This is a genomic window from Microbacterium sp. ARD31, from assembly GCF_031844425.1.
In genome coordinates, this window is sequence record NZ_JAUZVE010000008.1 from 12,494 (window position 1) to 35,298 (window position 22,805).

The window sequence follows — 22,805 nt, forward strand, 5'->3', positions numbered from 1 at the left end:
ATCCGGATGCCGCTGCACGAGAGCGCGCGTCAGCCGGACTCGTCGGCTTCCCACCGCTCGAGCCGCGCCACGAGAGCGGCGCGCCTCGGCGACCGAGGCGGGAGCATCTGCAGGCACAGCCGCCAGAGATCGGGGTCCTCGGCCGCGGCATCCGTCTCGGCATACGCCAGAAGGACCTCGACTGACGCCTCGGACATCAGCGCCTCGCGCAGGGTCGTTCGCATGGTGTCGCGCAGCTCGTCAACCCCGGGTGCGATCGAGTCGGGCAGCACGTCGCCGCGGTAGGCCGCGAGCGCGACGCGATGGGCCCCGCGGTCCAGCAGCGACAGCACCTGCTGCGCGTCGGTCTCGAGGTCGGCGGTGAGGCGGTAGGGGCGGGATGCCGGGACGAGCGCGGGCGCGGACTTCGCCAGTGCCCGGCGCAGCCGCACCATCTCGGGGCGGAGCGTGTCCGCGGCATCCGGATCGCCGTAGACGAGTTCGCCGAGCCGTTCGGCGGACAGGCCCTGGCGATGTGTGGCGAGCATGAGCAGGATCTCGGCGTGGCGGGTGGTCAGTTCGATGGTGGTGGCGGGGGATCCGTCGGCGGCGCCGGCGAGTTCGAGCAGGCCCCGGTCGCGCCCGAGCACGCGCAGCGTCGCACGGTCGGTCTCGACCCGCGGTGCGTTTCGGCGCGGGCGGGAGCGGCTCTGGGCACGTTCGCGCAGCCGGGCGACCATGAGCTCCCCCTCGATCGCCCGAGCGGTGGCGTCGACGAGCAGCTGCGCCTGGGGGCTGACCGCCTCGGTGCCGCCCGTGACGTCGATGACCCCGAGGATGCGGCGCGTCTCGGGATCATGGACGGGAGCCGCGGTGCACGACCAGGGCTGGACCAGCCGGTTGAAGTGTTCGGCGCCGTGGATCTGCACCGACCGGTCGAGCCGTAGGGCGGTGCCCGGAGCCGCAGTGCCCACGGCGTCTTCCGACCAGTTGGCACCCTCGACGAAGCCCATGTCCCCGGTGAGTGCGCGGATGGAGCGGTCGCCCTCGACCCACAGCAGCCGGCCGGCCGCGTCGCCGACGGCCACCACGACGCCGGACCGGCTCGCCTCGCCCGGCAGCAGCAGCCCGCGCACCATGTCGATCACACCGGCCAGCGGGTGAGCCCGCCGGTACTCGTCGAGTTCGTCGGCCGAGAGGTCGAGCGGCGGAAGGGCCTCGGCGCCGACCAGCTGCGCGAGCGCGCGACGCCACGAATCCCGTACGAGTGGCCGGACGTCGAGCAGACGCCGGTCGGCGTCGTTGCCGGCGAGGATCTCTTCGTGCGCACGCTCGATGAGCAGACGGGAGGTCTCGGGCGACACCTCGCGTCGGGGCGACCACGGCGATGACATGCGGCTCCGATCGGCGTCGGTGGAGCGTGCGTCAAGTGTAGGGGGCGGATGCCGCAGGGTAGGCGGCCGGACGACGGGACGGAAGACCCTGTCCGCGCGGACTGCGGAATGTGAGTCTGAAGGCACCCACGAAAGGAGTCGCCATGAAGGCTGTGCAGTACCGAGAGATCGGCAAGGGACCCGAGGTCGTCGAGGTCGACGTGCCCGAACCCGGTCCGGGACAGATCCGACTCAAGGTGACCGCCGCAGGGCTCTGCCACTCCGACTGGTTCGTCATGGACCTCCCCGAGGAGCAGTACATCTACGGCCTGCCGCTCACCCTCGGCCACGAGGGCGCCGGCATCGTCGACAAGCTCGGCGAGGGCGTCGAGGGCATCGAGGTCGGCGGCTCCTACGCCGTCTACGGACCCTGGGGCTGCGGACTCTGCCACGCCTGCTCGCGCGGCGCCGAGAACTACTGCTCGCACGCGGCGGAGCTGGGCATCGCCCCTCCGGGACTCGGCGCGCCGGGAGCCATGGCCGAGTACCTGATCGTCGACGACAAGCGCCACCTCATCCCCCTGGGGGACCTCGATCCGGTCGAGACGGTGTCGCTGACGGATGCCGGACTGACGCCGTACCACGCCATCAAGAACGCGCTCCCGAAACTCGTCCCCGGATCCACCGCCGTCGTGATCGGGGTCGGCGGGCTCGGCCACGTCGGCGTGCAGATCATCCGCGCCATCAGCCAGGCGCGCGTGATCGCGCTGGACCTCAGCGACGAGAAGCTCGCCCTGGCCCGCGAAGTCGGCGCTCACGACATCGTCGTGTCGGGGCCGGATGCCGCGGAACGGGTCCGCGACCTCACGAACGGCCTCGGCGCCGACGTCGTGTTCGACTTCGTTGGCGCACAGCCCACCCTCGACACTGCTCGCGCCGTCGTCGCGGTGGACGGACACATCGAGATCGTCGGCATCGGCGGCGGACTGCTGCCGACCGGGTTCTTCTCGACGCCGTTCGGGGCCTCGGCCCGCGCGCCCTACTGGGGCACGCGCTCGGAGCTGATGGAAGTGATCGACCTCGCCCGGTCGGGTGCCGTGTCGGTGCACGTGGAACAGTTCGGCATCGACGACGCCGTCGCCGCGTACGGCAAGCTGCACGACGGAACGGTCCGCGGCCGCGCGGTGATCGTGCCGTAACGGCGTTTCGTCTCGCTTCGCTCGCTCAACGTCCGGGGCGGCGGCGGTCGTGCCGTGCCGGCGTTTCGTCTCGCTTCGCTCGCTCAACGTCCGGGGGCGGCTTCCCGCTCAGCGCGGGTTCCGGACGTTGAGCGAGGGAGCGGAGCGACCGAGACGAAACGCGCTCAGTCCCCGGAACTCCGGCCCGCCCACCAGGCGCGGAGCCGCTCCTCAGCGGCCTCGGGCCCGATGATGCCCTCGTCGAGCCGGATGTCGAGCAGGTACCGGTACGCCTCGCCGACCTCGCGGCCGGGGCGGATGCCCAGCACCTCCTGGATGCGGTTGCCGTCCAGTTCGGGCCGCATGGCCTCGAGCTCCTCCTGCGCGGCGAGCTCGTCGATGCGGCGCTCGATGTCGTCGTAAGCGGTGCGCAGCCGGGTCGCCTTGCGCTTGTTGCGCGTGGTGACGTCGGCGCGCGTGAGGATGTGCAGGCGCTCCAGGTCGCCCTCCGCATCCCGCACGTAGCGCCGGACGGCCGAATCGGTCCACGCGCCCTCGGCGTAGCCGAAGAAGCGCAGGTGCAGCTCGATCAGGTGCGTCACGGCGCGGATCGTCTCGGAGTCGAAGCGCAGCGCGTTCAGCCGCTTCTTCGCCAGCCGGGCGCCCTTGATGTCGTGGTGGTGGAAGGTGACCCCACCTCCGGGTTCGAGCCGCCGCGTCGCCGGCTTGCCGATGTCGTGCAGCAGGGCCGCCAGGCGCAGGGGGACGTCGGGCGCGGTATCCGGATGCCGGGTCTGCTCGAGCGCGATCGCCTGACGCAGCACCGTGAGCGAGTGCTCGTACACGTCTTTGTGGTGGTGGTGCTCGTCGACCTCGAGCCGCAGCGCGGGGATCTCGGGGAGGAACTCGTCCATGAGGCCGGTGTCGACCATGAGCCGGATGCCGCGGACCGGGTCGGCCGTCTGCAGCAGTCGCACGAGCTCGCCCTGGATGCGCTCGGGGCTGACGATCGACAGTGTCTGACGCAGCCGCGCCATGGCCTCGACGGTGCCATCGTCGACGTCGAACTCGAGCTGCGACGCGAAGCGCGCGGCCCGCAGCATCCGCAGGGGGTCGTCGCCGAAGCTCACGCCGGGGTCGGCGGGGGTCCGCAGCCGTCGGGCGATGAGATCCTCGACACCGCCGGTCGGGTCGACGAGCGCCTTGGCGGGCACGCGCAGCGCCATCGCGTTGACGGTGAAGTCGCGCCGCACGAGGTCGCCCTCGAGGGTGTCGCCGAACTCGACGGTCGGCTTGCGCGTGGTGCCGTCGTAGCTGTCGGCGCGGAACGTCGTGATCTCGACCTGCTCGGTGCGTCCGCCGGTCGAGCGCACGCGGGCGCCGATCGTGCCGAACGCGCGCCCGATGTCCCACTGGGCGGTCGAGATCGGCGTGACGATCCGCAGGATGTCGTCGGGGCGGGCGTCGGTGGTGAAATCGAGGTCGTGCGTCTCGCGGCCGAGCAGCGCGTCACGCACCGGCCCTCCGACGATCGCGAGATCGAAGCCGGCATCGGCGAAGGCCGCAGCGACCGTCGCGACGATCGGCGACTCGGCGAGCGCGCCGAGGCGCGCGACACCCTCGGCCATGTTGAGCATGGCTTCCAGCCTACCGAGGCCCCGCGCCGGGCTCCTGCCGACACCGGGGCGGTCAGTCCTGCGCGAACGTGAGGATGCCGGTCACCAGCAGGTCGCGCACGCGTGGCAGCAGCTCGCGGCGGAGCCTCGGCGCATCGGCGTCGAGCAGCTGCGCGATGGCGTCGATCAGCACGCCCAGGGCGAGGTCGCCGTCGCAGGCGCCGACGAGTGCGGCCAGGCCCGGGTCGACCGAAAGGGTGCGGGCGAAGCCGCCGCCCTGCCGGAGTTCGATGACGGTGGGATCGGCCTCACCGGGCATGTGGTGCCGCGCTTCGGTCACATCGGGAGCGACCGCCAGCACCGCCGCGGCGAGCGCCTCGTCCGACATCGCCGCCGCCCGGTCGTGTGCGGCCAGCGCAGCCGCGAGGTGCGCGCCGAGTCCGTCGGCGACGGGATGCGACAGAGCCTCGTATCGGGCGAGCGTCGGCACACCCGACACCGGTCGGCGCAGCAGCAGGTAGCCGAAGCCGACGGCGGTGACGCCGCGCTCTTCGAAGTCCACCAGCCACGCATCCAGCATCCGGGCATGTTCGGGCGTGCCGGGAACGGTGCCGCCGTCGCGCACCCACAGCTGCGCGTACGCGAGCGGGTCGAGCGACTCGCGCTCGACGATCCACGCGTCCAGCGGCACGTCCGAGGACTCGACCCACGCACGCACCCGATCGAGCCCGGCACGCCCCTCGCGCGACTCCCAGTTGCCCAGCAGCTGCGCCACCCCGCCCGGCGCGAGGTGCGCCCCGACGCCGCGGACGACGGCGGCCACCAGGTCATCGCCGTCCATGCCGCCGTCACGGTATTCGTACCTCGGCACACCGGCCACGCGCGGGGTGATCACGAACGGCGGGTTCGACACGATCCGGTCGAACACCTCGCCCGCAACCGGCTCGAACAGACTGCCCTCGCGCACGTCGATATCGTCCACACCGTTCAGCAGGGCGTTCAGCCGCGTGAAGCGCAGCGCGCGCCGTGAGATGTCGGTCGCGATCACCTCGTCGACATCGCGTCGCGCCCGCAGCGATTGGATGCCGCAGCCGGCGCCGAGATCCAGCGCGCGGTGCGCCGCGGTCGGCAGCTGGAGCCCCGCGAGCGTCAACGAAGCCCCTCCCACTCCGAGCACATGGTCCTCGGCGATCGGCCCGCCGAGCGCGGCCTCATCGAGGTCGCTCGCGACCCACCATTGTCCGGCGCCCCGCTCATCGGCGAACGACTGCGGCCGAAGGAGCGCGGTGGGAACGCACTCGTCGTCCTCCCGTCGCGCGAGTCCCAGGCGGACCAGGCCCGCGGTGCGCGTGCGGGGAAGGGCGCGATCGACGGATGCCGCGGGTTGCGGCATCCCGAGCATGAGGGTGCGGGCGAGAACGGCAAGCGCGTCGTCGCGGTCGGCGATGGCGCGCAGGGCGGGTTCGCGGAGTCCGCGGGCGATGGCGTCGTCGGCGAGAGGCCCCCACGCGGTGCGCACCGCTTCGGAGTGGTAGCCGGCGGCGGCGAGGTCGGCGGCGAGCGCGGCGCACCGGTCGGCGTCTGGTTCGGGGAGCACGAATCCATTCAACCGCGCCGGGCCTCGGAAGGCTCGGAGGAAGCGTTCCGTAGAATCGCACCTGATCGTGCGGTCCGGTCCGGATTTCGCACAGAAGCGAACCTGGTCATGACCGTCACCCTCCCTCTTTATCGCCGCGCCGCGCGCCGGGCTCTGGCGACGCTCGCGGTGGTGACGGCTCTCGTGCTGGCGCCCGTCGTCACGGGGCCGGCGGCAGCGGGGGGCGCAGCCACTGCCGGAGCGGCGACCTCGGCCGACACGGCCACGGCGACCCCGGTTCCCGCCCCGACACCGTCGATCGCCGCGACTCCCGGCGCCACCCCGACGCCGACTCCGACACCGACCGCCGAGCTCTCCGCCGACGCCGTCGCGTTCACACTCGCCCCCGTCGGCAACGGCATCCTCGAGGCCGGGCAGAACCTCACCGCGTCGGTGAGCCTCACGAACGAGGCGAGCGTCGCCGTCGCCGGAACCGACGTCGCCCTGTTCCTCGGCACCCGCCCGCTGGCGGATCGCGCGGCCCTGGCATCGTGGCTGGGCGGCGAGACGAGCCGCGTGGCCACGCGCGAGGTCGCCGAGACCGTCTTCGAGCCGCTCCTGGCCGGCGAGGCCGTAGTGCGTGGACTCACGGTCGAGGCCGACGACCCCGCGCTGCGGGGCCTCGATCCCGGCGTGTACCCGCTCGTCGCCTCGTTCACCGCCGGCGACGAGGTGGTGTCGTCGACGAGCGTCATCACCGTGCCCGACCCCGAGGCGGAGGCCGTCGACGTCGGCCTTGTCGTGCCCCTGACCGCCGGCGCCCTCACCGAGGGGTTGCTGACCGCCGAAGAGCTCGAGACCCTCACTGCTCCCGGTGGCGCACTCGCCGACCAGCTCGACGCGGTCGACGGTTCGGACGCCATCCTCGCGGTCGACCCGGCGATCGCCGCGGCCATCCGCGTCCTCGGCATCGCCGCTCCCGAGACCGCCCGCGAGTGGCTCACCCGGCTCGAGGCGCTCCCGAACCCCCGCTTCGCGCTGCAGTTCGGCGATGCCGATGTCGCGGTGCAGCTCGCGGCCGGAACCGGCACTCCCTTGCAGCCCCGCGCGCTCACCGCCTACATCGACCCCGAGAACTTCGTCGGCGGGCCCGAGCCGACTGCCCTCCCGACGCCCACCCCCACGCCGACGTCCGACCCCGAGACGCCCGCGGTTCCCGATCTGGACGCCCTCCTCGCCGTCGGCGAGGCGCGAGACGACGTGTACTGGCCGGCGCGCGGCATCGCCCCCGACAGCGTCGTGGCCGAGCTCGGCGATCTGGGCGACGACGAGACCGCCTCGCTCACGCTGCTGAACTCCCGTGCGACCCGTCAGGGCGTCGATGGCCGAACCGTGCCCGCTCGGGGTTCGGCGGGCGATGCCGCCGTGGTCGTCTACGACGCCGACATCTCGGCCGCGCTCACCGAGGCTGCGGCGCTCGACGAGACCCTGCCGCGCGGCGCCGCCCTCACGGCCGCCACGGCCCACCTGGCGTTCGCCGCCGACGAGGCGGGCGGGCGACCTGTGGCCATCGCGCTCGACAGGTCCACCGAGAGGTCGCGTGTGGGGCTCGGCACCGCCATAAGCGCGATCACGCAGGCGCCCGGCGTGCGCGCCGTAGACCTCGACACGCTCACGGATGCCGCACCCCGTCCGGTTGCGATCGCCGACAGCGACACCGACGAGGAACGCCGCGCTGCGGCATCCGCTCTCTTAGCCGCGGAAGAGGACCTCGCCCGCTTCGCGACCATCCTCGACGACTCGAGCCTGCTGACCGGTCCCGAACGGGCCGAGATCCTGCAGCTGCTGGGCACCGCGTGGCTGAGCCAGCCGTTCGCGTTCGACGTCGCCGTCGCCGAGCACCGCCTCGCCACCCGGGCGACGATCGGATCGGTCGAGCTGCTGCCCACGAGCGACATCACCCTCGCCGGCTCGACCGCCGACCTGCGGTTCTGGGTGCGCAACGACCTGCCCTATCCGGTCGAGCTGGTGCTGTACGCCTCGCCCGACGACCTGCGCCTGAATGTGCAGCGCGCGACGCCGATCATCGCGACCGCGCAGAGCAACACCCGCGTCGTGGTGCCGGTGCAGGCCCGACTGGGCAGCGGTGACGTCGCGCTCGATCTGCAGCTGCGGAGCCCGTCGGCCATCGCCGTCGGCTCGGCCGAGCGCGTGAACGTCAACGTGCGCGCCGAGTGGGAGGGCGTCGGGATCGTCGCGCTGAGCGTCATCGTCGGAGTGATGCTGGTGCTCGGCGCCATCCGCACGGTGCTGCGGGTGCGCGCGCGACGGGCACGCCGGGCTGAGGTTACGCGCGCCTGACCATCCGGTGACGCACAGGGGATGCGGAATGCCCCGCCGTTACCATGTGTTGAGCACTGGGTACCAAGCGAAAGGGGCGCACGTGCGTCAGGTCATCATCATCGGATCAGGCCCCGCGGGCTACACCGCGGCGATCTACGCAGCGCGCGCCAATCTGTCGCCGCTCGTCGTGGCCAGCTCGGTCGAAGCCGGCGGTGAGCTGATGAACACCACCGAGGTCGAGAACTTCCCCGGATTCCCCGAGGGCATCCAGGGACCGGACCTCATGGCGAAGATGCAGGAGCAGGCCGAGAAGTTCGGCGCCGAGGTGCTCTACGACGACGTCGTGTCGCTCGACATCGACGGGCCTGTCAAGAAGGTCTCACTCGGCAGCGGCGCGTCGCACGAAGCCGACGCGATCGTGTTCGCCACCGGCTCGGCCCCTCGCAAGATCGGCATCGAGGGCGAGACCCGCCTCTCCGGCCGTGGCGTGTCGTACTGCGCCACGTGCGACGGCTTCTTCTTCCGCGAGCGCGTCATCGCCGTCGTCGGTGGCGGGGATTCGGCCATGGAAGAGGCGACGTTCCTGACGAAGTTCGCGTCGAAGGTGTACGTCATCCACCGCCGCGACGAGTTGCGCGCATCCAAGATCATGCAGGAGCGGGCGTTCAAGAACGACAAGATCGAGTTCGTCTGGAACAGCGAGGTCGTCGACATCCTCGGTGAGGACGCCGTCAGCGGTCTCGTGCTCGAGAACACCGTCGACGGCACGCGTCGCGAGCTGCCCCTCGACGGCGTCTTCGTCGCGATCGGCTACGACCCGCGCACCCACCTCGTGCACGGCAAGCTCGACCTGACCCCCGAGGGCACCATCGCCGTCGAGGGACGCTCCTCGCGCACCTCGGTGCCCGGTGTCTTCGCCGCCGGCGACGTCATCGACCCCACGTACCGTCAGGCCGTCACCGCGGCCGGCAGCGGCACCGTGGCGGCACTCGACCTCGAGCACTACCTCGCCGGACTCGGCGAGGCAGGCGAGCCGGCACCCCACGCCGACCCCATCGAAGGCCTCCCCGAGGTCACCACCGTCTGATCCGGCATCCGGGCCCGCCGAGGGTCGCGGAACAATCGGGAGCGACGGTGCGTTCCACCCACCGAGAATCGTTCCTCACGAAGGAGTAAACCCATGACCGCCAAGGCAACGTCTTCCTCCACTTGGGACCAGGACGTCCTGAACGCCGACGGGCCCGTGCTCGTCGACTTCTGGGCAGCGTGGTGCGGTCCGTGCCGCATGGTCGCGCCCGTCCTCGACGAGATCCAGAGGGAGCACCCTGACAAGATCACGGTGCTCAAGCTCAACGTCGACGAGAACCCCGACCTCGCGATGAAGTACCAGATCACGTCGATCCCGGCGATGAAGGTCTTCAACAAGGGCCAGGTCGAGACGACCATCATCGGCGCCAAGCCGAAGTTCGCTCTCGAGCAGGACCTCGCCGCCTACATCGGCTGATCCGACATCTTCGAGCCCCGGTGGCTGCCCGTGAGGGCGGTCGCCGGGGCTTCGTCGTGCGGGCCGGGGTCAGGGAACGTCCGCGCGGACCGTCGCGTCCCATCGGCGATGCGTGTTGGCGTCCCCCAGCAGGCGCCAGACCGCGGGGGTCAGCGCCGGGTAGTCCAGAGCGATCTGCCGAAGGACCCGGTAGTGCCGGGACGCACCCGGGCGGACCCCGCCGTTCGCGGCGATGTTCTCGGCCCGCAGCATGAAGACGACGAGTTCGTCGACGCTGGGCAGGTCCTCCATGAAGTCCCACGGATCCTCGCCGCCCCGGAGCCTCTCGGCGATGAGCGCCGAAAGCTCGTCACCCGCCTCCGCACGCAGGAGCTCGAGACTCGCGCGTCGCGCGGGGGTCTGGTCCGAATTCGCCACCAATCCAGGGTACGACGGGTCGTCGCGATGAGGCGCGGCGACTGTTCGCCTGTGGAGGATCCGGGCGGGGTCAGGCGGACCCGTACCCTGATTCGCCGAGCTCCTCGAGGATCCGGTTGAGGTCCTGGATGCTTGCGAATTCAATGCTGACCTGGCCTTTTCGTGCACCCAGTGCGACTCGGACCCGCGTGTTGAGGCGGTCACCGAGCCTGTCGGCCACCTCGTTCAGGTAGGCGCGGCGAGCCCCGGCCTGCGGTTTCGGGGAGCGCTGCGTCCCGGCATCCGACATCTTGGCGGCAGCCTCGGCCGCTCGCACCGAGAGGTCTTCGTTGACGATCTTGTCGGCCAGGCGCTGCATGTCCTCGGCCTCGGTCAGCGACAAGATGGCGCGCGCGTGGCCCGCGCTCAGCACACCGGCGGCGACGCGCTGCTGCACCGGCACGGGGAGCTTCAGCAGGCGGATGGTGTTGCTGATCTGCGGCCGGGATCGCCCGATGCGCGTCGCCAGCTCTTCCTGCGTGATGCCGAAGTCCTCGAGCAGCTGCTGGTAGGCGGACGCCTCTTCGAGCGGGTTCAGCTCGGAGCGGTGGAGATTCTCGAGCAGTGCATCGCGCAGCAGGTGCTCGTCGGCAGTCTCGCGGATGATCGCCGGGATCGACGTCAGGCCCGCCTCGCGGGCGGCTCGCGTGCGACGCTCCCCCATGATGAGCTCGTACTCGCCGTCGTCGTTCGCGCGGACGACCACGGGCTGCAGGACGCCGAACTCGCGGACACTGTGGATGAGCTCGGCGAGGTCGTCCTGGTCGAAGTGGGTTCGCGGCTGACGGGGGTTGGGGACGATCGCGTGCGGGTCGATGTGCTCGAGCCGGGCTCCCGGGACAGCCAGCAGTTCGGTCTCGGCGGCGTCCTCGTCCACCGAAGTCTCCGCTGACCCGGGGCTATCGTCCTGGCGCTTCGGCGTCGAACCGTCCGCAGCACTGTCGTCAGCGGCGTTCTGGTCGGCGGTCGGGTCATCGGCGGCGGTCGCCGTCGTCGAAACCCCGTCGCCGGCGCGGTCCGTCTCGGTAGAACGGGGGAAGAAGACATCGGCCGGACGGGATTCCGTCGGCTCGCTCGTGGGGATGAGCGCCCCGATTCCCCGGCCCAGGCCTGTGCGCTTGGCCATCAGGACTCCTCTGTGGTGGTGGTGTGCGCGTGGTCGCGCTGGATGATCTCGACTGCTGCTTCTTTGTAAGCGATCGCACCGGCTGACTGCCCGTCGTATGCGATGACGGTCTGCCCGAAGCTCGGCGCCTCCGACACCCGGACCGAGCGCGGGATGACGGTGCGCAGGACTTCCTTGGGGAAGTGCTGGCGCACTTCGTCTGCCACCTGCTGGGCGAGTCGGGTGCGACCGTCGTACATGGTGAGCATGATCGTCGACAGACGCAGGCTCGGGTTGAGGTGCTTCTGGATCATGCGCACTGTACCGAGCAACTGGCTGAGCCCCTCGAGCGCGTAGTACTCGCACTGGATGGGGATGAGCAGCTCGTCGGCAGCGGTGAAGGCGTTGATCGTGAGCAGGCCCAGGGACGGAGGGCAATCGATGATCACGAAGTCCACGTGCTCGGCATCTTCCCGCCCCACCCAATCCTCGAGCGCGGTGCGTAGGCGATGTTCCCGAGCGACCTGCGAAACCAGCTCGATCTCGGCGCCCGCGAGGTGGATGGTGCTCGGTGCACACAGCAGATTCGGCGACTCGGGGCTGGCCTGAATGACCTCAGCCAGAGGGAACTCGTCGATGAGCACGTCGTAGACGCTCGGCGTCTCCGCCGTATGCGGCACCCCGAGCGCCGTCGAGGCATTTCCCTGCGGATCCAGGTCGATGACGAGAACCCGAGCACCCACAGCGACCAGCGCGGCGGCCAGATTGACCGCACTCGTGGTCTTTCCGACGCCGCCCTTCTGGTTCGACACCGTCAGGATGCGGGTGCGGCCGGTGAGTTCGACGTCCACCTTGTCGAGCGCGCGGCGTCGGGCGGAAAGGTCAGCCAGTTCGCGGGCAAGAGGTGTGTCTTCGAACGAGAATGCGCCGCCGGAGCCGGTCTCGTCGGATTGTTTCACGTGAAACGCGCTCCCTTTCCCGGCGAACAACAACGTCCTCCACTCTAGTCGCCGCATCCGACTCCCCCTTCCCGCCTCGCCCACTGCGCGGACGTGTTCACGCCGCACGCTCGAGTCCCGTGTCGGCGGTCGACCGAGCGGGTGATACGGGTTGGCCGATCTGCGCCGCGGAGCGTGAGCCCGAGCCAGCGACCAGTCCGTCCACATCCTTCGCCAGCGGATGCAGCGGTGCGGTGAACCATGATGTTTCACGTGAAACTGCGGGGGAAAATGCTCCACGTGAACCGCCGGCGCACTATTGGGGATGCTGCTCTAGTAGATTGGACCCGCGCGACCACACGAATGTTCCGGTGAAATGACAGGCTTGGTGCTGTACCCACGAGTCCTGAGCGAATCCGCAGTGTGTTTCACGTGAAACGGCGCGGGGTTGCGCGGTTCCGCGGTCATGCGGGCGTGCACCTGCTCGGCGTGACCAGCGTGCCGGGTACGCTCACGGCATTCGGTGGCCGCTCACGTCACGTTTGTCGTTCAGGCTCGACTCGAGCAGCATCTCGGCATAGCCCTGTAGAACTTCCCGATGGAGAGCACCGCTTCGTGGTGAGACCGGACCCCGGGTATCGCGCACCTGCGCCGTGGTGGCGCACCGGAGCCCGCACTCGAGGGCCCCTTACCCACCACGTGCGGAAACCGGTCCTCCTTCCCGAGCATGAACATGCAGCCATGAGGCAAGCAAGCGCCGTTCATGACGCGCCACCGACTCGAGGCACGGCCCTGCGTCCGCGCCCGCAGCCGACGCCTCTGTACGAAGGAGCATCCGTGACCTACGCGACCGCCATCTTTCTGGCCGCGACGCCCGGAGGCCGAGCAGACAAGCAACAGTCTGCGGGCTGAGTGGGGCTTAGCACGAACCCGTTTCACGTGAAACATCTGCGCACGCCCGCCGGCAGCATCGTCTACCACTTCGACGTTCGCGCGGCGGAAGCCGACGCGTTCGCGGCACAGCGCTTCCCTGAGGAACCGGTCATGGTCCGTGACACGAGTCATCCACGGGCCCGGTTTCACGTGAAACATTGAGTCCGTCCGTGTGGGACCACGTTGGCACCTGCGCTGCCCGCCAGGCCGTCATCCCGCACGCCCGCGCGACAGCGGCCCCCTGACCGGCCGCTGGATCCCATCTGACTCGCGTTTGAAGCTCCACGATCCGGTTTCACGTGAAACATCTGGCTGGCGCACCCCGTATGGCCTACGGACGACTGCACGTGCGGAGCGGGTCGCGACCGACAGGACAGACGGGCGGCAACGTTCTGCGCCGCTGCCTTCACGCACGCGCAACGGCCGGTCTCACGTGAAGAGTTGCTTGCTGCGCACGAGGATGACGGACGGTAGGCCACGCACGTCGGGGCGATAGTCACGTCGGTCGGTTCGGTACGTCAAGAGAGGCCTGCATTTACTCGGCCCAGAGGAGCGGCGAACGCTCTGTTTCACGTGAATCATCGGGTACGCGAGGATCGGATAACACCATGCAGCCCGTGAGCGTCGCAGGCGGCCCGTATATGTAGCCGCCGACCTGAGATTGCACCCGCCCGACCCCAGCGTCGGGTCAGCAGATGCACCTCTTGTCCGCGGAGCGCGGCGTTTCACGTAAAACGGCGGTTGAGAGGATCAGCTGAGACGCCGGCGGCGCCGTTTCCGCGGGATCCGCCCTCGATATCGTCCGTTGCGCTGCAAGATGCCGACCGTGGGGCGGACATCCGTCAGTGGTGCCGGCGCTTCCGCACCACTGATTGACAGCCAATACCGTCACGTGCGTTCGACTCTTGATGTTTCCGGGCGCTCGAGACTTGATGCTGCCGGGGTGGCACGCCCGGTAGACGAATCACCCGCCGACAGACCTGGCGTCCGGGACAGAGCTAATCCAGCGGCAGCCCGGCCACGGTCTGACTGCCCCCGCGCAGCCCGAAGGGACCTCGGGCGCTTACGCGATAAGCCGGGTTCCCTGTGCCCTGCGGCTAACCCCCGGACCCGGGAATCCGTACGCACAGCTATGTCATCCGCAACGACACCCCGACGGGAGTTCTGGTTCGTGTACAGAGCCTCATACGCACTCACCGGTGCAGGCGGGTGTCGCCGGTCCTCACAACGGGCGCAGAGCGTTGTTTCACGTGAAACGACATGCAGACACTCGCCACGTCCGCCTTCACGCGCCGCCGTCACCTGGATTGCACACACGGCACCCTCGGCGTCGGGCCGCACCAGAAGCCCGCCCGTCAGCAGGAAATGCACCGATGGCATTCCGTTTCACGTGAAACACTGAAGCGAGCTCCATCGGATGCCCGCCGGTGGCGCTACCTGACCTTCGCGCCGAAGCGGTACTCGATGATCGCGCTGATCAGCGCACGGTCGCCCGGAGGACCCGAGTCGGCTCGTCGAGGACACCCTCACCGAGGATCTCAACACGCGCGTTGCTGACCTTGTACTTACGGAGTTGCTTCTCAGCCGCTTCGATCTCGTTCGCCACGGAAGCCCCCTTGAGCAGAATGAGCTCACCGCCGTCACGCACCAGGGGAGCGGTGATCGGCACAAGGGTGCGCAAGGCGCTCACCGCGCGTGCGGTCACTGCATCCAGTACCCGACCTCGCCGCCAGTCCTCCGCGCGTGCGCGCAGCACCTCCACGTTGTCGAGACCGAGCTCAGCGACCTGCTCGTTCAGCCACGTGACCCGACGCTCCATGGGCTCGATCAAGACCCACTGAACGTCAGGCCGGGCAATCGCGAGCACGAGCCCGGGCAGCCCCGCACCAGACCCGACGTCCCCCACCACTCCGGAGAAGAGCGGTGCGGCGATCGCGCTGTTCAGGATGTGCCGGCTCCACAGCCGCGGCGGCTCGAGCGGGCCGATGAGACCGCGCTCCTCACCCTGCGCCCCCAGTGTCGCGGTGAATCGACGCGCGAGGTCGATCCGGTCGCCGAAGATGGATGCCGCTGCGGCCGGTTCCTGCTCGAGTTCGGTCATCGATGTTTCACGTGAAACGGTTCAGCCGCGGCGCACGACGGTGTGACGTGCCGCACCTTCACCGTACGACTCGGAGATGAAGCCCCGCTCGCTCACGATGTCGTGCACCAGCTTGCGCTCATAGCTCGACATAGCCGGCAGCGAGGCCTGCGAAGCACCCTCGTCCAGCTTCACGATCGCACGGTCCACCAGGTCGGCAAGCTCCTGCTGCCGGGCATCCCGCGAACCACCGATGTCGAGGATCAGCCGCGAGAAGCGGCCTGTCTTGTTCTGCACCGCGATGCGCGTGATCTCCTGCAGAGCCTGCACGGTGTCGGGATCTGCGATGTTAGCCACCGCGGCCGCGTCGTCGGCTTCGACGGACACGTACGCGCGACCGGCGCGTACGTCGAGCGCCAGGTCACCGTCGATGTCGGCGATGTCGAGCAGACCCTCGATGAAGTCCGCGGCGATGTCGCCTTCTTCTTCGAGCTGCTCCACCGTCGCCGGCGTGCGGTCGTGGCGGGCCGAGTCTTCGGAGGCGTACTCAGGGGTAGCGGTCATTGAGGTTCCAAACCGGGTGAAGTGACGGAAATCAGGATGCCGAGCCGGGCGAGCCTTCGGCGGCGTCGGCCGGCCGCGGCGTGGACCCGGGCTTCTTCTGCGCCTGCTTCTTGGCGCGCTGCTTGCTCACCGGCTGCTGGCGCTTCGGAGCGGCAAGGCGTGCCTTCTCGGCCTCCTCGAACAGTCGCTGCTGCTCGGCCACGTACTTGTCCATGGGGACGACCTTGCCCTGCGCGTCGATCGCCTTGCCCTTGCGAGCGAGGCGCTCTTCGCGGGCCTTCGCCGCATCCGACCCGGGAGTGGGCATCTCGCGGATGACGAGGAACTGCTGGCCCATGGTCCACAGGTTCGACACGAACCAGTAGATGACGACACCGAGCGGGAAGAACACACCCGAGAAGACGAACGCGAAAGGCAGGACGTACAGCATGATCTTCTGCATCTGGTACGCCTGGCCGGTCTTGGCCTCGGGGGACAGGTTCTTGGAGATGATCTGCAGCTGCGTGAAGAACTGCGAAGCGATCATGAGCACGACGAGGATGAGCAGGATGACGATCGCAACGGTGTTGTTGCTCTCGATCGCATTGATCAGGGTCTCGTGGAGCGAGGCGACACCAAACAGTTTGGCGTCGTAGAACTGCTGGGTGAGCTCATTGTTGAGAAGCCCCACACCACTGAAGTCCGGATCGGCGCCGATCTTCTGGACATCGTTCAGCACGCTGAAGAGCGCGAAGAAGATCGGCATCTGCACGAGCAGCGGCAGGCAGCTCGAGACCGGCGTGGTGCCGTGCTTCTTGTACAGCGCCATGGTCTCGCGACTCATCGCCTCGCGCGACAGCTGGTCGCGCTTGCCCTTGTACTTCTCCTGAACTTTTCGCAGTTCAGGGGCGATTTCCATCATCTTGCGCTGGCTCTTGATCTGCCGCACGAACAGCGGGATCAGCGCCGCGCGAACCACGATCACCAGACCGACGATGGCGAAGACCCAGGTGAACCCGTCAGCCGGCGGAAGGCCGACGGCGGTGAAGAACCAGTGCCACGCGACGAGCACGGCCTCGACCGCCCATTTGAGCGGCCAGAGGATGATGCCGATGAGATCCATGGGGTGGATCAGTCCTTTCCGGTGGTACCCGGCACGACGAACCCGTGACGGGTGAGTTCATGGCGGAAGCGAGGGTGGAGCGGAACATCGTCGACGCCGCCCTCCGCCCAGGGGTGGCAGCGAGCAAGCCGAGCGGCGGTCAGCGCCACGCCCTTCGCGAGTCCGTGCTGCTGTACCGCGCCGACGGCGTAGGCGGAGCACGACGGATAGTACTTGCAGACGTCGCCGTAGGTGTGCGAGATCGTGGCGCGGTAACCGTGCAGGAGCGCGAGCCCGGCGTTCCTCGGCATGAGCGGCAGCGCGCGGACGACATCCGCCGGCTCGAGGTGCCCCTCACCGAAGGCGTACGCGGGGAGCACGCTCATGCGGCCCTCCGGGCAAGACAGCGAACGACCTCGTCGCGCAGATCACCGAAAGATGCGGATGCCGCGCTCGGCAGCGCACGGATGACGACGTCGCTGCCGGGCCGAACCCCGGGCAGCGACTGTGCACAGACGGCTTTGAGCCGCCGGCGCACGGTGTTGCGTACGACGGCCGATCCGACCTGACGGCTCACGATGAATCCGAAACGCGACGTCGTCCCCTCATCAGAGGAGACGACGTAGGTCACCGTGTGCGCGCCCGCGCAACGACGACCCCGGCGGACGACGGCCTTGTAATCCGATCCGCGGGTGATTCGGTTCGGCCTCGCGAGCACCGCTCGGCTCAGGCCGAGAGCTCGGTGCGACCCTTGGAACGGCGGGCCGCCAGGATCGAACGGCCGGCGCGGGTGCGCATGCGGGCACGGAAGCCGTGCTTCTTGGCGCGACGGCGGTTGTTGGGCTGGAAGGTGCGCTTGCTCATTGGGGATCACTTCCGGATCAGGTGTCACCGGGACGCTCAGACCGGGGACGACGTACACAGGGGACTGCCACGAGGGCATAAGTCAACCGATTAAGGCTACGTCGAGTCGGCCGATAACTCAAACCGAGAACCACCCGCGGCATTATCCGCATCCCGAGCATTGGCCCTGGCAATGACACGCGGGGCGGTTCTACAGTGGAGTTTGCTCCGGACAGGCCCGCTGACTAGCGTTGCTCCGGCAGTTATCCACAGGTCGCGTGAACACTCCGCCTCGCCTGTGACGCACACATTCACCGGGGGGCCCATGTCATCGCACGAGATTCCAGATGTACCCGTCTGGACGGCCGTGCTGCGCGAGCTCGACGGCGATGACCGCATCAGCCCGCAGTTGCAGGGATTCCTCAATCTCGCCGTCCCGCAAGGGGTCATGGGCGGAACCCTCTACCTCGACGTGCCCAACGACCTCACGGCCGCGCAGTTCACCAAGCGCATGCGGAACTCGATCATGGAGGCCCTGTCGCAGGTCGAGGACCAGGTCGCAGAACCCGCGAGCACGTTCCGCGTGGTCGTGAATCCCGAGCTCGTCGACGCGCAGCTGCATCGGGCATCCACAACGTCATCCACAGCTTCATCCACAGTCGACGCCTCGCCCGCGGCGGCCTCGGTTCCGTCGATCGGCCAGACGATCGGCCGCGTCGGCCTCGACGACGCCCCGGATGCCGCTCCCTCCGGGTCCCGCAGCGATACGCGACTGAATCCCAAGTACACCTTCGACAACTTCGTCATCGGCCAGTCCAACCGCTTCGCCCACGCCGCTGCCGTGGCCGTCGCCGAAGCGCCGGCCAAGGCGTATAACCCGCTGTTCATCTACGGCGACTCGGGCCTGGGCAAGACACACCTCCTGCACGCCATCGGCGATTACGCGATGAGTCTGTACTCCGGCATCCGCGTGAGGTACGTCTCGAGCGAGGAGTTCACGAACGACTTCATCAACTCGATCGCCAACAACCGCGGCTCGGCTTTCCAGGCGCGGTATCGCGACGTGGACATCCTCCTGATCGACGACATCCAGTTCCTGCAGGGGCGTGCCGAGACGCAGGAGGCGTTCTTCCACACCTTCAACACGCTCCACGATCACGACAAGCAGGTCGTGATCACCAGCGATGTCCCCCCGAAGCACCTCACCGGCTTCGAAGACCGCATGCGCAGCCGGTTCGAATGGGGCCTCATCACCGATGTGCAGGCGCCGGACCTCGAGACGCGCATAGCGATCCTGCGCAAGAAGGCGCAGAGCGAGCGCCTCCACATCCCCGACGAGGTGCTGGAATACATCGCCACCGTCGTCTCGTCGAACATCCGCGAGCTCGAGGGCGCGCTCATCCGGGTGTCGGCCTTCGCGAGTCTCAACCGCTCCACCCTGGACATGTCGCTCGCGCAGACGGTGCTGCGCGACATCGTCGACCAGGACGACGCCAACGTCATCTCACCGACCGACATCATCAGCGCGACCGCGCAGTACTTCAAACTCACCGTCGACGACCTCTACGGCTCGAGCCGTTCGCAATCCGTCGCCACCGCGCGACAGATCGCCATGTACCTGTGCCGCGAACGCACGAGCCTTTCGCTGCCCAAGATCGGCCAGCTCTTCGGCAACCGCGACCACACCACGGTGATGTACGCCTACAAGAAGATCAGCGACCTCATGAAAGAGCGCCGCTCGATCTACAACCAGGTCTCCGAGATCACCACGCAGCTCGGCCGCAACGGGCGCTGACGACGCGCCGGCATTCCGGAACCGGCACTTGACAGTGCTCGTCGCCGAGGCCATCATGCGCGGTTCTACACAGTGTGGAAAACCTGTGGATAACTTGCCGCGCATGCGGACAAGATGTGAGCGGCCGGCGGACAACCTGTGGACGAGAGGGGGACGGGCGCCGATCGCGTCGAGGTCCTCCCCGGGTGAATCCGCAGGCGTTCCACAACTCACAACTTTGTAGTTCCCGTGTCCGCGCTGGGATCCACCGACTTATCCACAGTTTCCACACCTGTTAACAAGATGACAGAGAGAAACATGAAGAGAGAGATCCGATCACCTTGACGGCGGTGGAGGACTTCGGATGCCGCGGCTCTGGCGTCGCGGGTTCGTACCACTAGCATGAGAGGGCCCAACCCGCTGCCGAGGGAGCATCTGTGAAGTTCCACGTCAATCGCGATGTGTTCAGCGAAGCCGTGTCGTTCGTCGTCAAGCTGCTGCCTCAGCGCAATCCGCAGCCGATCCTGGCCGGCGTCCTGATCGAGGCTTCGCAGGACGGTCTGTCGCTGGCCGCCTTCGACTACGAAGCATCGGCGCGCACGACCATCGAGGCGACGGTGGACGAGCCCGGCACGATCCTCGTCCATGGGCGACTGCTTTCCGACATCGCGAGCCGGCTTCCCAACGCGCCCATCCAGATCGAGGTGGATGCCGACGGCGGCATCCTGCTCTCCTGCGGTTCCGCACGCTTCACGCTCGCGTCGATGCCGGTGCAGGAGTATCCCGCGATCCCGGAGGTCAGCGGCGGTTCGGGCGTTGTTCCGGCAGAGGATTTCGCCACGGCCATCGCGCAGGTCGCCTTCGCAGCTTCGCGCGATGACGTGACCCCGGTCCTGACCGGCGTGCAGCTGGAAGCATCCGGAACCCAGCTCAGCCTGGTCGCGACCGACCGTTACCGCGTCGCGCTGCGCGAGATCCCGTGGGACGGCGGCGCGGACGCGCAGGATGAGCCGACGACCGCCCTCGTGCCGGCGCGGACGCTGACCGAGGTGGGAAAGACCTTCGCCCACTCCGGTGACATCTCGATCGCCTTCTCGGGTTCGGGTGACCGCGAGATCATCGCCTTCACCGCCGGCAACAAGACCGTGACGTCGCTGCTCATCAAGGGCAACTTCCCGCCGGTGCGGCGCCTCTTCCCCGAGCAGAACGAGCACCACGCGGTGGTGAACACCGCAGAGCTCGCCGAGGCGGTGCGTCGTGTGTCGCTGGTCCTCGACCGTTCGGCGCCGCTGCGCTTCACGTTCACGACCGACAGCGTCTCGATGGACGCCTCGGGCACCGAGCAGGCCCGGGCGACCGAGTCCGTCGACGCCCACCTCGTCGGCGACGACGTCACCCTCGGTCTGAACCCGCAGTATCTGCTCGAGTCGCTGGGCGCGGTCAAGAGCGAATTCGCCCGCATCACCTTCACTTCGAGCGACAACGCGAACAAGCTGAGCCCGGTGCTCATCACGCCGCAGACGTCGGTGGACACCTCCGGCGAGCAGTCGTTCAAGTACCTGTTGCAGCCCAACCTGCTGCTGCGGTGACCCGGCGCTGCGGCCCCCGCCCGAGCCCGGGCGGCACAAGGTCGCAGCCGCCACGTAAGGTGTTCCGGTGATCGTGGAGCAGCTCAGCCTCGTCGACTTCCGCAACTATGCGGTGGCCGATGTCGCGCTCCACCCCGGGCCCAACATCTTCGTCGGAAGCAACGGCCAGGGAAAGACGAACCTGGCCGAGGCGATCGCCTACTTCGCGACGCTGGGTTCGCACCGGGTCACCAATGACGCCCCGATGGTGCGAGACGGCGCGGATGCCGCGATCATCCGTGCCCGACTCGCACACGGCGAGCGACGGGTGCTCCTCGAGATGCAGCTCAACCGGCAGGGCGCGAACAAGGCGCGGGTCAACGGCGCGCCGGTGAAGCCCGCAGAGCTTCCGCGCTATGCGCAGGTCGTGCTCTTCGCACCGGAGGACCTGCAGATCGTCCGCGGAGACCCGTCCGCCCGTCGCCGGTTCGTCGACCAGCTGCTGATCCAGCGTGCACCGCGCCTGGCCGGCGTCCTCGCCGACTACGACCGGGTGCTCAAACAGCGGACCGCGCTGCTGAAGTCCGCGCGGGCGCGTGGGCTCCGCGGCGACGCGCTGCCCACGCTCGACGTGTGGGACGACAAGCTCATCGCCCTCGGCACCGAGGTGATCCGCGCCCGCCTGTCCCTGACCGCCGAGCTCGCCGACCCGGTCTCGCACGCGTACACCGCGATCGCCGGGGCCGACCACCGGCCCGAGCTCGACTGGTCACTGTCGGTCGCCGGTGCCGGAGACCCCGGCGACCCGCTCGACGCCGACGACGAAGCGTCCGGTCCGGCATCCTCGCCCCTGGACCCTGCGCGCATCGAGGAGCTCTTCCGGCGCGCGCTCGCCGACCGCCGCGCCGCGGAGTTCGATCGCGGCATCACCCTGGTCGGCCCCCATCGCGATGACCTGCGGCTCTCGGTGCGCGGACTGCCCGTCAAGGGATACGCCTCGCACGGCGAATCGTGGTCGGTGGCCCTCTCCCTGCGCCTGGCCTCGGCGGAGCTGCTTCGCGCCGAGTCGCGGCTCGGTGACCCCGTGCTCATCCTCGACGACGTGTTCGCCGAACTCGACGCCGATCGTCGTCTGCGGCTGTCGCAGCTGGTCGCCGGATTCGAACAGGTCATCGTGACGGCGGCCGTCGAGGCGGACGTGCCCGACCCGCTGCGTGCCCGCATGGTGCGTGTCGAGGCGGGCACGATCCAGGGTGGAGTCGACGATGACTGACGGCGTCGACCCTCCGGTGCTCCCGGCATCCGTCCCCGATCGCATTCCCGAGACGGTCGCGACGTACCTCCGCCTGCGCGGACTCGATCCCTCGCCGCGCGCGTACCGCAAGCGCCGGCGCCGCAGGGGGGAAGACGACGAGAACCAGCCGTTCACGCCGGGCCGCGACCCGCACGGGATCGGCGACGTGCTCTCGGCCCTCACTCGCGAGTCCGGCTGGGAACCGCAGCTCGCGCGGGAGGACGTCGTCCGGGCGTGGGACGAGGTCGCCGGTGCCGACACCGCCAAGCGCACCCGCCCGGTCGCCTTCGCCGACGGTGTGCTCACGGTTCAGGCGGACTCGACGGCATGGGCCAAGCAGCTCCAGCTCATGCGCGCGCAGATCCTCTCCGAGATCGTCCGCCGGTACCCTGAGGCCGGGGTGGACTCGATCAGATTCCTGGGCCCGGACGTCCCCTCCTGGAAATGGGGTCCCAGAACGATTCCAGGCAGGGGCCCGCGCGATACCTACGGGTGACGTACGTCCGGGATCGTTCCGGCTGATTTCCTCGCTCCAGAGGGCCTCAGAGCGTGGATTAGCGGGTCCCGCTTGTTAGACTGTGGGGGAATCCCTCTCGAAGA

Annotated in this window: 20 protein-coding genes; 8 read left to right on the forward strand and 12 right to left on the reverse strand. The window is 68.8% G+C overall.

Annotated elements, in window-relative coordinates; all coding sequences use genetic code 11:
* Positions 1-29: 29 nt before the first annotated feature.
* The gene (locus Q9S36_RS20380) at positions 30-1,373 is read right to left on the reverse strand and encodes a GAF domain-containing protein (RefSeq protein ID WP_311286700.1); all 1,344 of its coding nucleotides are present in this window, start codon (positions 1,371-1,373) and stop codon (positions 30-32) included.
* A 143-nt stretch (positions 1,374-1,516) separates the two neighbouring features.
* On the opposite strand from Q9S36_RS20380, the gene Q9S36_RS20385 reads away from it, so the two are divergent.
* The gene (locus Q9S36_RS20385) at positions 1,517-2,551 is read left to right on the forward strand and encodes an NAD(P)-dependent alcohol dehydrogenase (RefSeq protein WP_311286701.1); all 1,035 of its coding nucleotides are present in this window, start codon (positions 1,517-1,519) and stop codon (positions 2,549-2,551) included.
* A gap of 164 nt (positions 2,552-2,715) precedes the next feature.
* Here Q9S36_RS20385 and Q9S36_RS20390 read toward each other — a convergent pair whose 3' ends face one another.
* Together Q9S36_RS20390 and Q9S36_RS20395 are read right to left on the reverse strand one after the other, a co-directional pair.
* Complete coding sequence (locus tag Q9S36_RS20390; RefSeq protein WP_311286702.1) at positions 2,716-4,167, reverse strand: CCA tRNA nucleotidyltransferase; 1,452 nt, start codon at positions 4,165-4,167, stop codon at positions 2,716-2,718.
* A gap of 52 nt (positions 4,168-4,219) precedes the next feature.
* Entirely contained in the window at positions 4,220-5,743 is a 1,524-nt protein-coding gene (locus tag Q9S36_RS20395; RefSeq protein ID WP_311286703.1) for a class I SAM-dependent methyltransferase, read from the reverse strand.
* 108 nt (positions 5,744-5,851) lie between these two features.
* Here Q9S36_RS20395 and Q9S36_RS20400 point away from each other — a divergent pair, with 108 nt between their 5' ends.
* The 3 genes from Q9S36_RS20400 (at position 5,852) to trxA (ending at position 9,569) form a co-directional block, all read left to right on the forward strand.
* Positions 5,852-8,083 (forward strand): DUF6049 family protein, encoded by a 2,232-nt coding sequence (locus Q9S36_RS20400; RefSeq protein ID WP_311286704.1) that lies wholly within the window; start codon positions 5,852-5,854, stop codon positions 8,081-8,083.
* A gap of 82 nt (positions 8,084-8,165) precedes the next feature.
* Complete coding sequence (gene trxB / locus Q9S36_RS20405; protein ID WP_311286705.1) at positions 8,166-9,152, forward strand: thioredoxin-disulfide reductase; 987 nt, start codon at positions 8,166-8,168, stop codon at positions 9,150-9,152.
* Between the two features lie 93 nt (positions 9,153-9,245).
* On the forward strand, positions 9,246-9,569 hold the full coding sequence (gene trxA, locus Q9S36_RS20410) for a thioredoxin (RefSeq protein ID WP_311286706.1): 324 nt from the start codon (positions 9,246-9,248) through the stop codon (positions 9,567-9,569).
* 69 nt (positions 9,570-9,638) lie between these two features.
* On the opposite strand, the gene Q9S36_RS20415 is transcribed toward trxA, so the two are convergent.
* The 9 genes from Q9S36_RS20415 to rpmH all read right to left on the reverse strand — a co-directional run bounded on the left by Q9S36_RS20415 (position 9,639) and on the right by rpmH (position 17,590).
* Positions 9,639-9,986, reverse strand: coding sequence for a tryptophan synthase subunit alpha (locus Q9S36_RS20415; protein ID WP_251455044.1), 348 nt, complete (start codon positions 9,984-9,986; stop codon positions 9,639-9,641).
* A gap of 70 nt (positions 9,987-10,056) precedes the next feature.
* A complete protein-coding gene (locus Q9S36_RS20420; protein ID WP_311286707.1) occupies positions 10,057-11,151 on the reverse strand; it encodes a ParB/RepB/Spo0J family partition protein in 1,095 nt (364 codons plus the stop codon).
* Complete coding sequence (locus tag Q9S36_RS20425) at positions 11,151-12,089, reverse strand: ParA family protein (protein ID WP_311286708.1); 939 nt, start codon at positions 12,087-12,089, stop codon at positions 11,151-11,153. The genes Q9S36_RS20420 and Q9S36_RS20425 overlap by 1 nt, the downstream gene beginning before the upstream one ends.
* Positions 12,090-14,478: 2,389 nt before the next feature.
* The gene (gene rsmG / locus Q9S36_RS20430; protein WP_311286709.1) at positions 14,479-15,102 is read right to left on the reverse strand and encodes a 16S rRNA (guanine(527)-N(7))-methyltransferase RsmG; all 624 of its coding nucleotides are present in this window, start codon (positions 15,100-15,102) and stop codon (positions 14,479-14,481) included.
* Between the two features lie 21 nt (positions 15,103-15,123).
* On the reverse strand, positions 15,124-15,645 hold the full coding sequence (locus Q9S36_RS20435) for a R3H domain-containing nucleic acid-binding protein (protein ID WP_311286710.1): 522 nt from the start codon (positions 15,643-15,645) through the stop codon (positions 15,124-15,126).
* Between the two features lie 31 nt (positions 15,646-15,676).
* Positions 15,677-16,747, reverse strand: a complete 1,071-nt coding sequence (gene yidC, locus Q9S36_RS20440) for a membrane protein insertase YidC (RefSeq protein ID WP_311286711.1) — start codon at positions 16,745-16,747, stop codon at positions 15,677-15,679.
* A gap of 8 nt (positions 16,748-16,755) precedes the next feature.
* On the reverse strand, positions 16,756-17,112 hold the full coding sequence (gene yidD / locus Q9S36_RS20445; protein ID WP_311286712.1) for a membrane protein insertion efficiency factor YidD: 357 nt from the start codon (positions 17,110-17,112) through the stop codon (positions 16,756-16,758).
* Positions 17,109-17,444 carry a ribonuclease P protein component gene (gene rnpA, locus Q9S36_RS20450; RefSeq protein ID WP_251455063.1) on the reverse strand — a complete coding sequence of 112 codons (336 nt, stop codon included), beginning with the start codon at positions 17,442-17,444 and terminating at the stop codon, positions 17,109-17,111. The genes yidD and rnpA overlap by 4 nt, the downstream gene beginning before the upstream one ends.
* Positions 17,445-17,452: 8 nt before the next feature.
* Complete coding sequence (gene rpmH / locus Q9S36_RS20455) at positions 17,453-17,590, reverse strand: 50S ribosomal protein L34 (protein ID WP_053546712.1); 138 nt, start codon at positions 17,588-17,590, stop codon at positions 17,453-17,455.
* A 427-nt stretch (positions 17,591-18,017) separates the two neighbouring features.
* On the opposite strand from rpmH, the gene dnaA reads away from it, so the two are divergent.
* The 4 genes from dnaA (at position 18,018) to Q9S36_RS20475 (ending at position 22,701) form a co-directional block, all read left to right on the forward strand.
* Complete coding sequence (gene dnaA / locus Q9S36_RS20460) at positions 18,018-19,364, forward strand: chromosomal replication initiator protein DnaA (RefSeq protein ID WP_396653808.1); 1,347 nt, start codon at positions 18,018-18,020, stop codon at positions 19,362-19,364.
* A gap of 416 nt (positions 19,365-19,780) precedes the next feature.
* A complete protein-coding gene (gene dnaN / locus Q9S36_RS20465; RefSeq protein ID WP_311286715.1) occupies positions 19,781-20,932 on the forward strand; it encodes a DNA polymerase III subunit beta in 1,152 nt (383 codons plus the stop codon).
* A gap of 67 nt (positions 20,933-20,999) precedes the next feature.
* Entirely contained in the window at positions 21,000-22,184 is a 1,185-nt protein-coding gene (gene recF, locus Q9S36_RS20470; protein ID WP_311286716.1) for a DNA replication/repair protein RecF, read from the forward strand.
* A complete protein-coding gene (locus tag Q9S36_RS20475; protein ID WP_311286717.1) occupies positions 22,177-22,701 on the forward strand; it encodes a DciA family protein in 525 nt (174 codons plus the stop codon). The genes recF and Q9S36_RS20475 overlap by 8 nt, the downstream gene beginning before the upstream one ends.
* Positions 22,702-22,805: the final 104 nt, after the last annotated feature.

Excerpts from the sequence above, each read along its gene's own strand:
- Q9S36_RS20380 (WP_311286700.1), bottom strand. The coding sequence starts at position 1,373 with ATGTCATCGCCGTGGTCGCCCCGACGCGAGGTGTCGCCCGAGACCTCC.
- Q9S36_RS20385 (WP_311286701.1), top strand. The coding sequence starts at position 1,517 with ATGAAGGCTGTGCAGTACCGAGAGATCGGCAAGGGACCCGAGGTCGTC.
- Q9S36_RS20390 (WP_311286702.1), bottom strand. The coding sequence starts at position 4,167 with ATGCTCAACATGGCCGAGGGTGTCGCGCGCCTCGGCGCGCTCGCCGAG.
- Q9S36_RS20400 (WP_311286704.1), top strand. The coding sequence starts at position 5,852 with ATGACCGTCACCCTCCCTCTTTATCGCCGCGCCGCGCGCCGGGCTCTG.
- trxA (WP_311286706.1), top strand. The coding sequence starts at position 9,246 with ATGACCGCCAAGGCAACGTCTTCCTCCACTTGGGACCAGGACGTCCTG.
- Q9S36_RS20420 (WP_311286707.1), bottom strand. The coding sequence starts at position 11,151 with ATGGCCAAGCGCACAGGCCTGGGCCGGGGAATCGGGGCGCTCATCCCC.
- rsmG (WP_311286709.1), bottom strand. The coding sequence starts at position 15,102 with ATGACCGAACTCGAGCAGGAACCGGCCGCAGCGGCATCCATCTTCGGC.
- Q9S36_RS20435 (WP_311286710.1), bottom strand. The coding sequence starts at position 15,645 with ATGACCGCTACCCCTGAGTACGCCTCCGAAGACTCGGCCCGCCACGAC.
- yidC (WP_311286711.1), bottom strand. The coding sequence starts at position 16,747 with ATGGATCTCATCGGCATCATCCTCTGGCCGCTCAAATGGGCGGTCGAG.
- yidD (WP_311286712.1), bottom strand. The coding sequence starts at position 17,112 with ATGAGCGTGCTCCCCGCGTACGCCTTCGGTGAGGGGCACCTCGAGCCG.
- rpmH (WP_053546712.1), bottom strand. The coding sequence starts at position 17,590 with ATGAGCAAGCGCACCTTCCAGCCCAACAACCGCCGTCGCGCCAAGAAG.
- dnaA (WP_396653808.1), top strand. The coding sequence starts at position 18,018 with ATGGGCGGAACCCTCTACCTCGACGTGCCCAACGACCTCACGGCCGCG.
- Q9S36_RS20475 (WP_311286717.1), top strand. The coding sequence starts at position 22,177 with ATGACTGACGGCGTCGACCCTCCGGTGCTCCCGGCATCCGTCCCCGAT.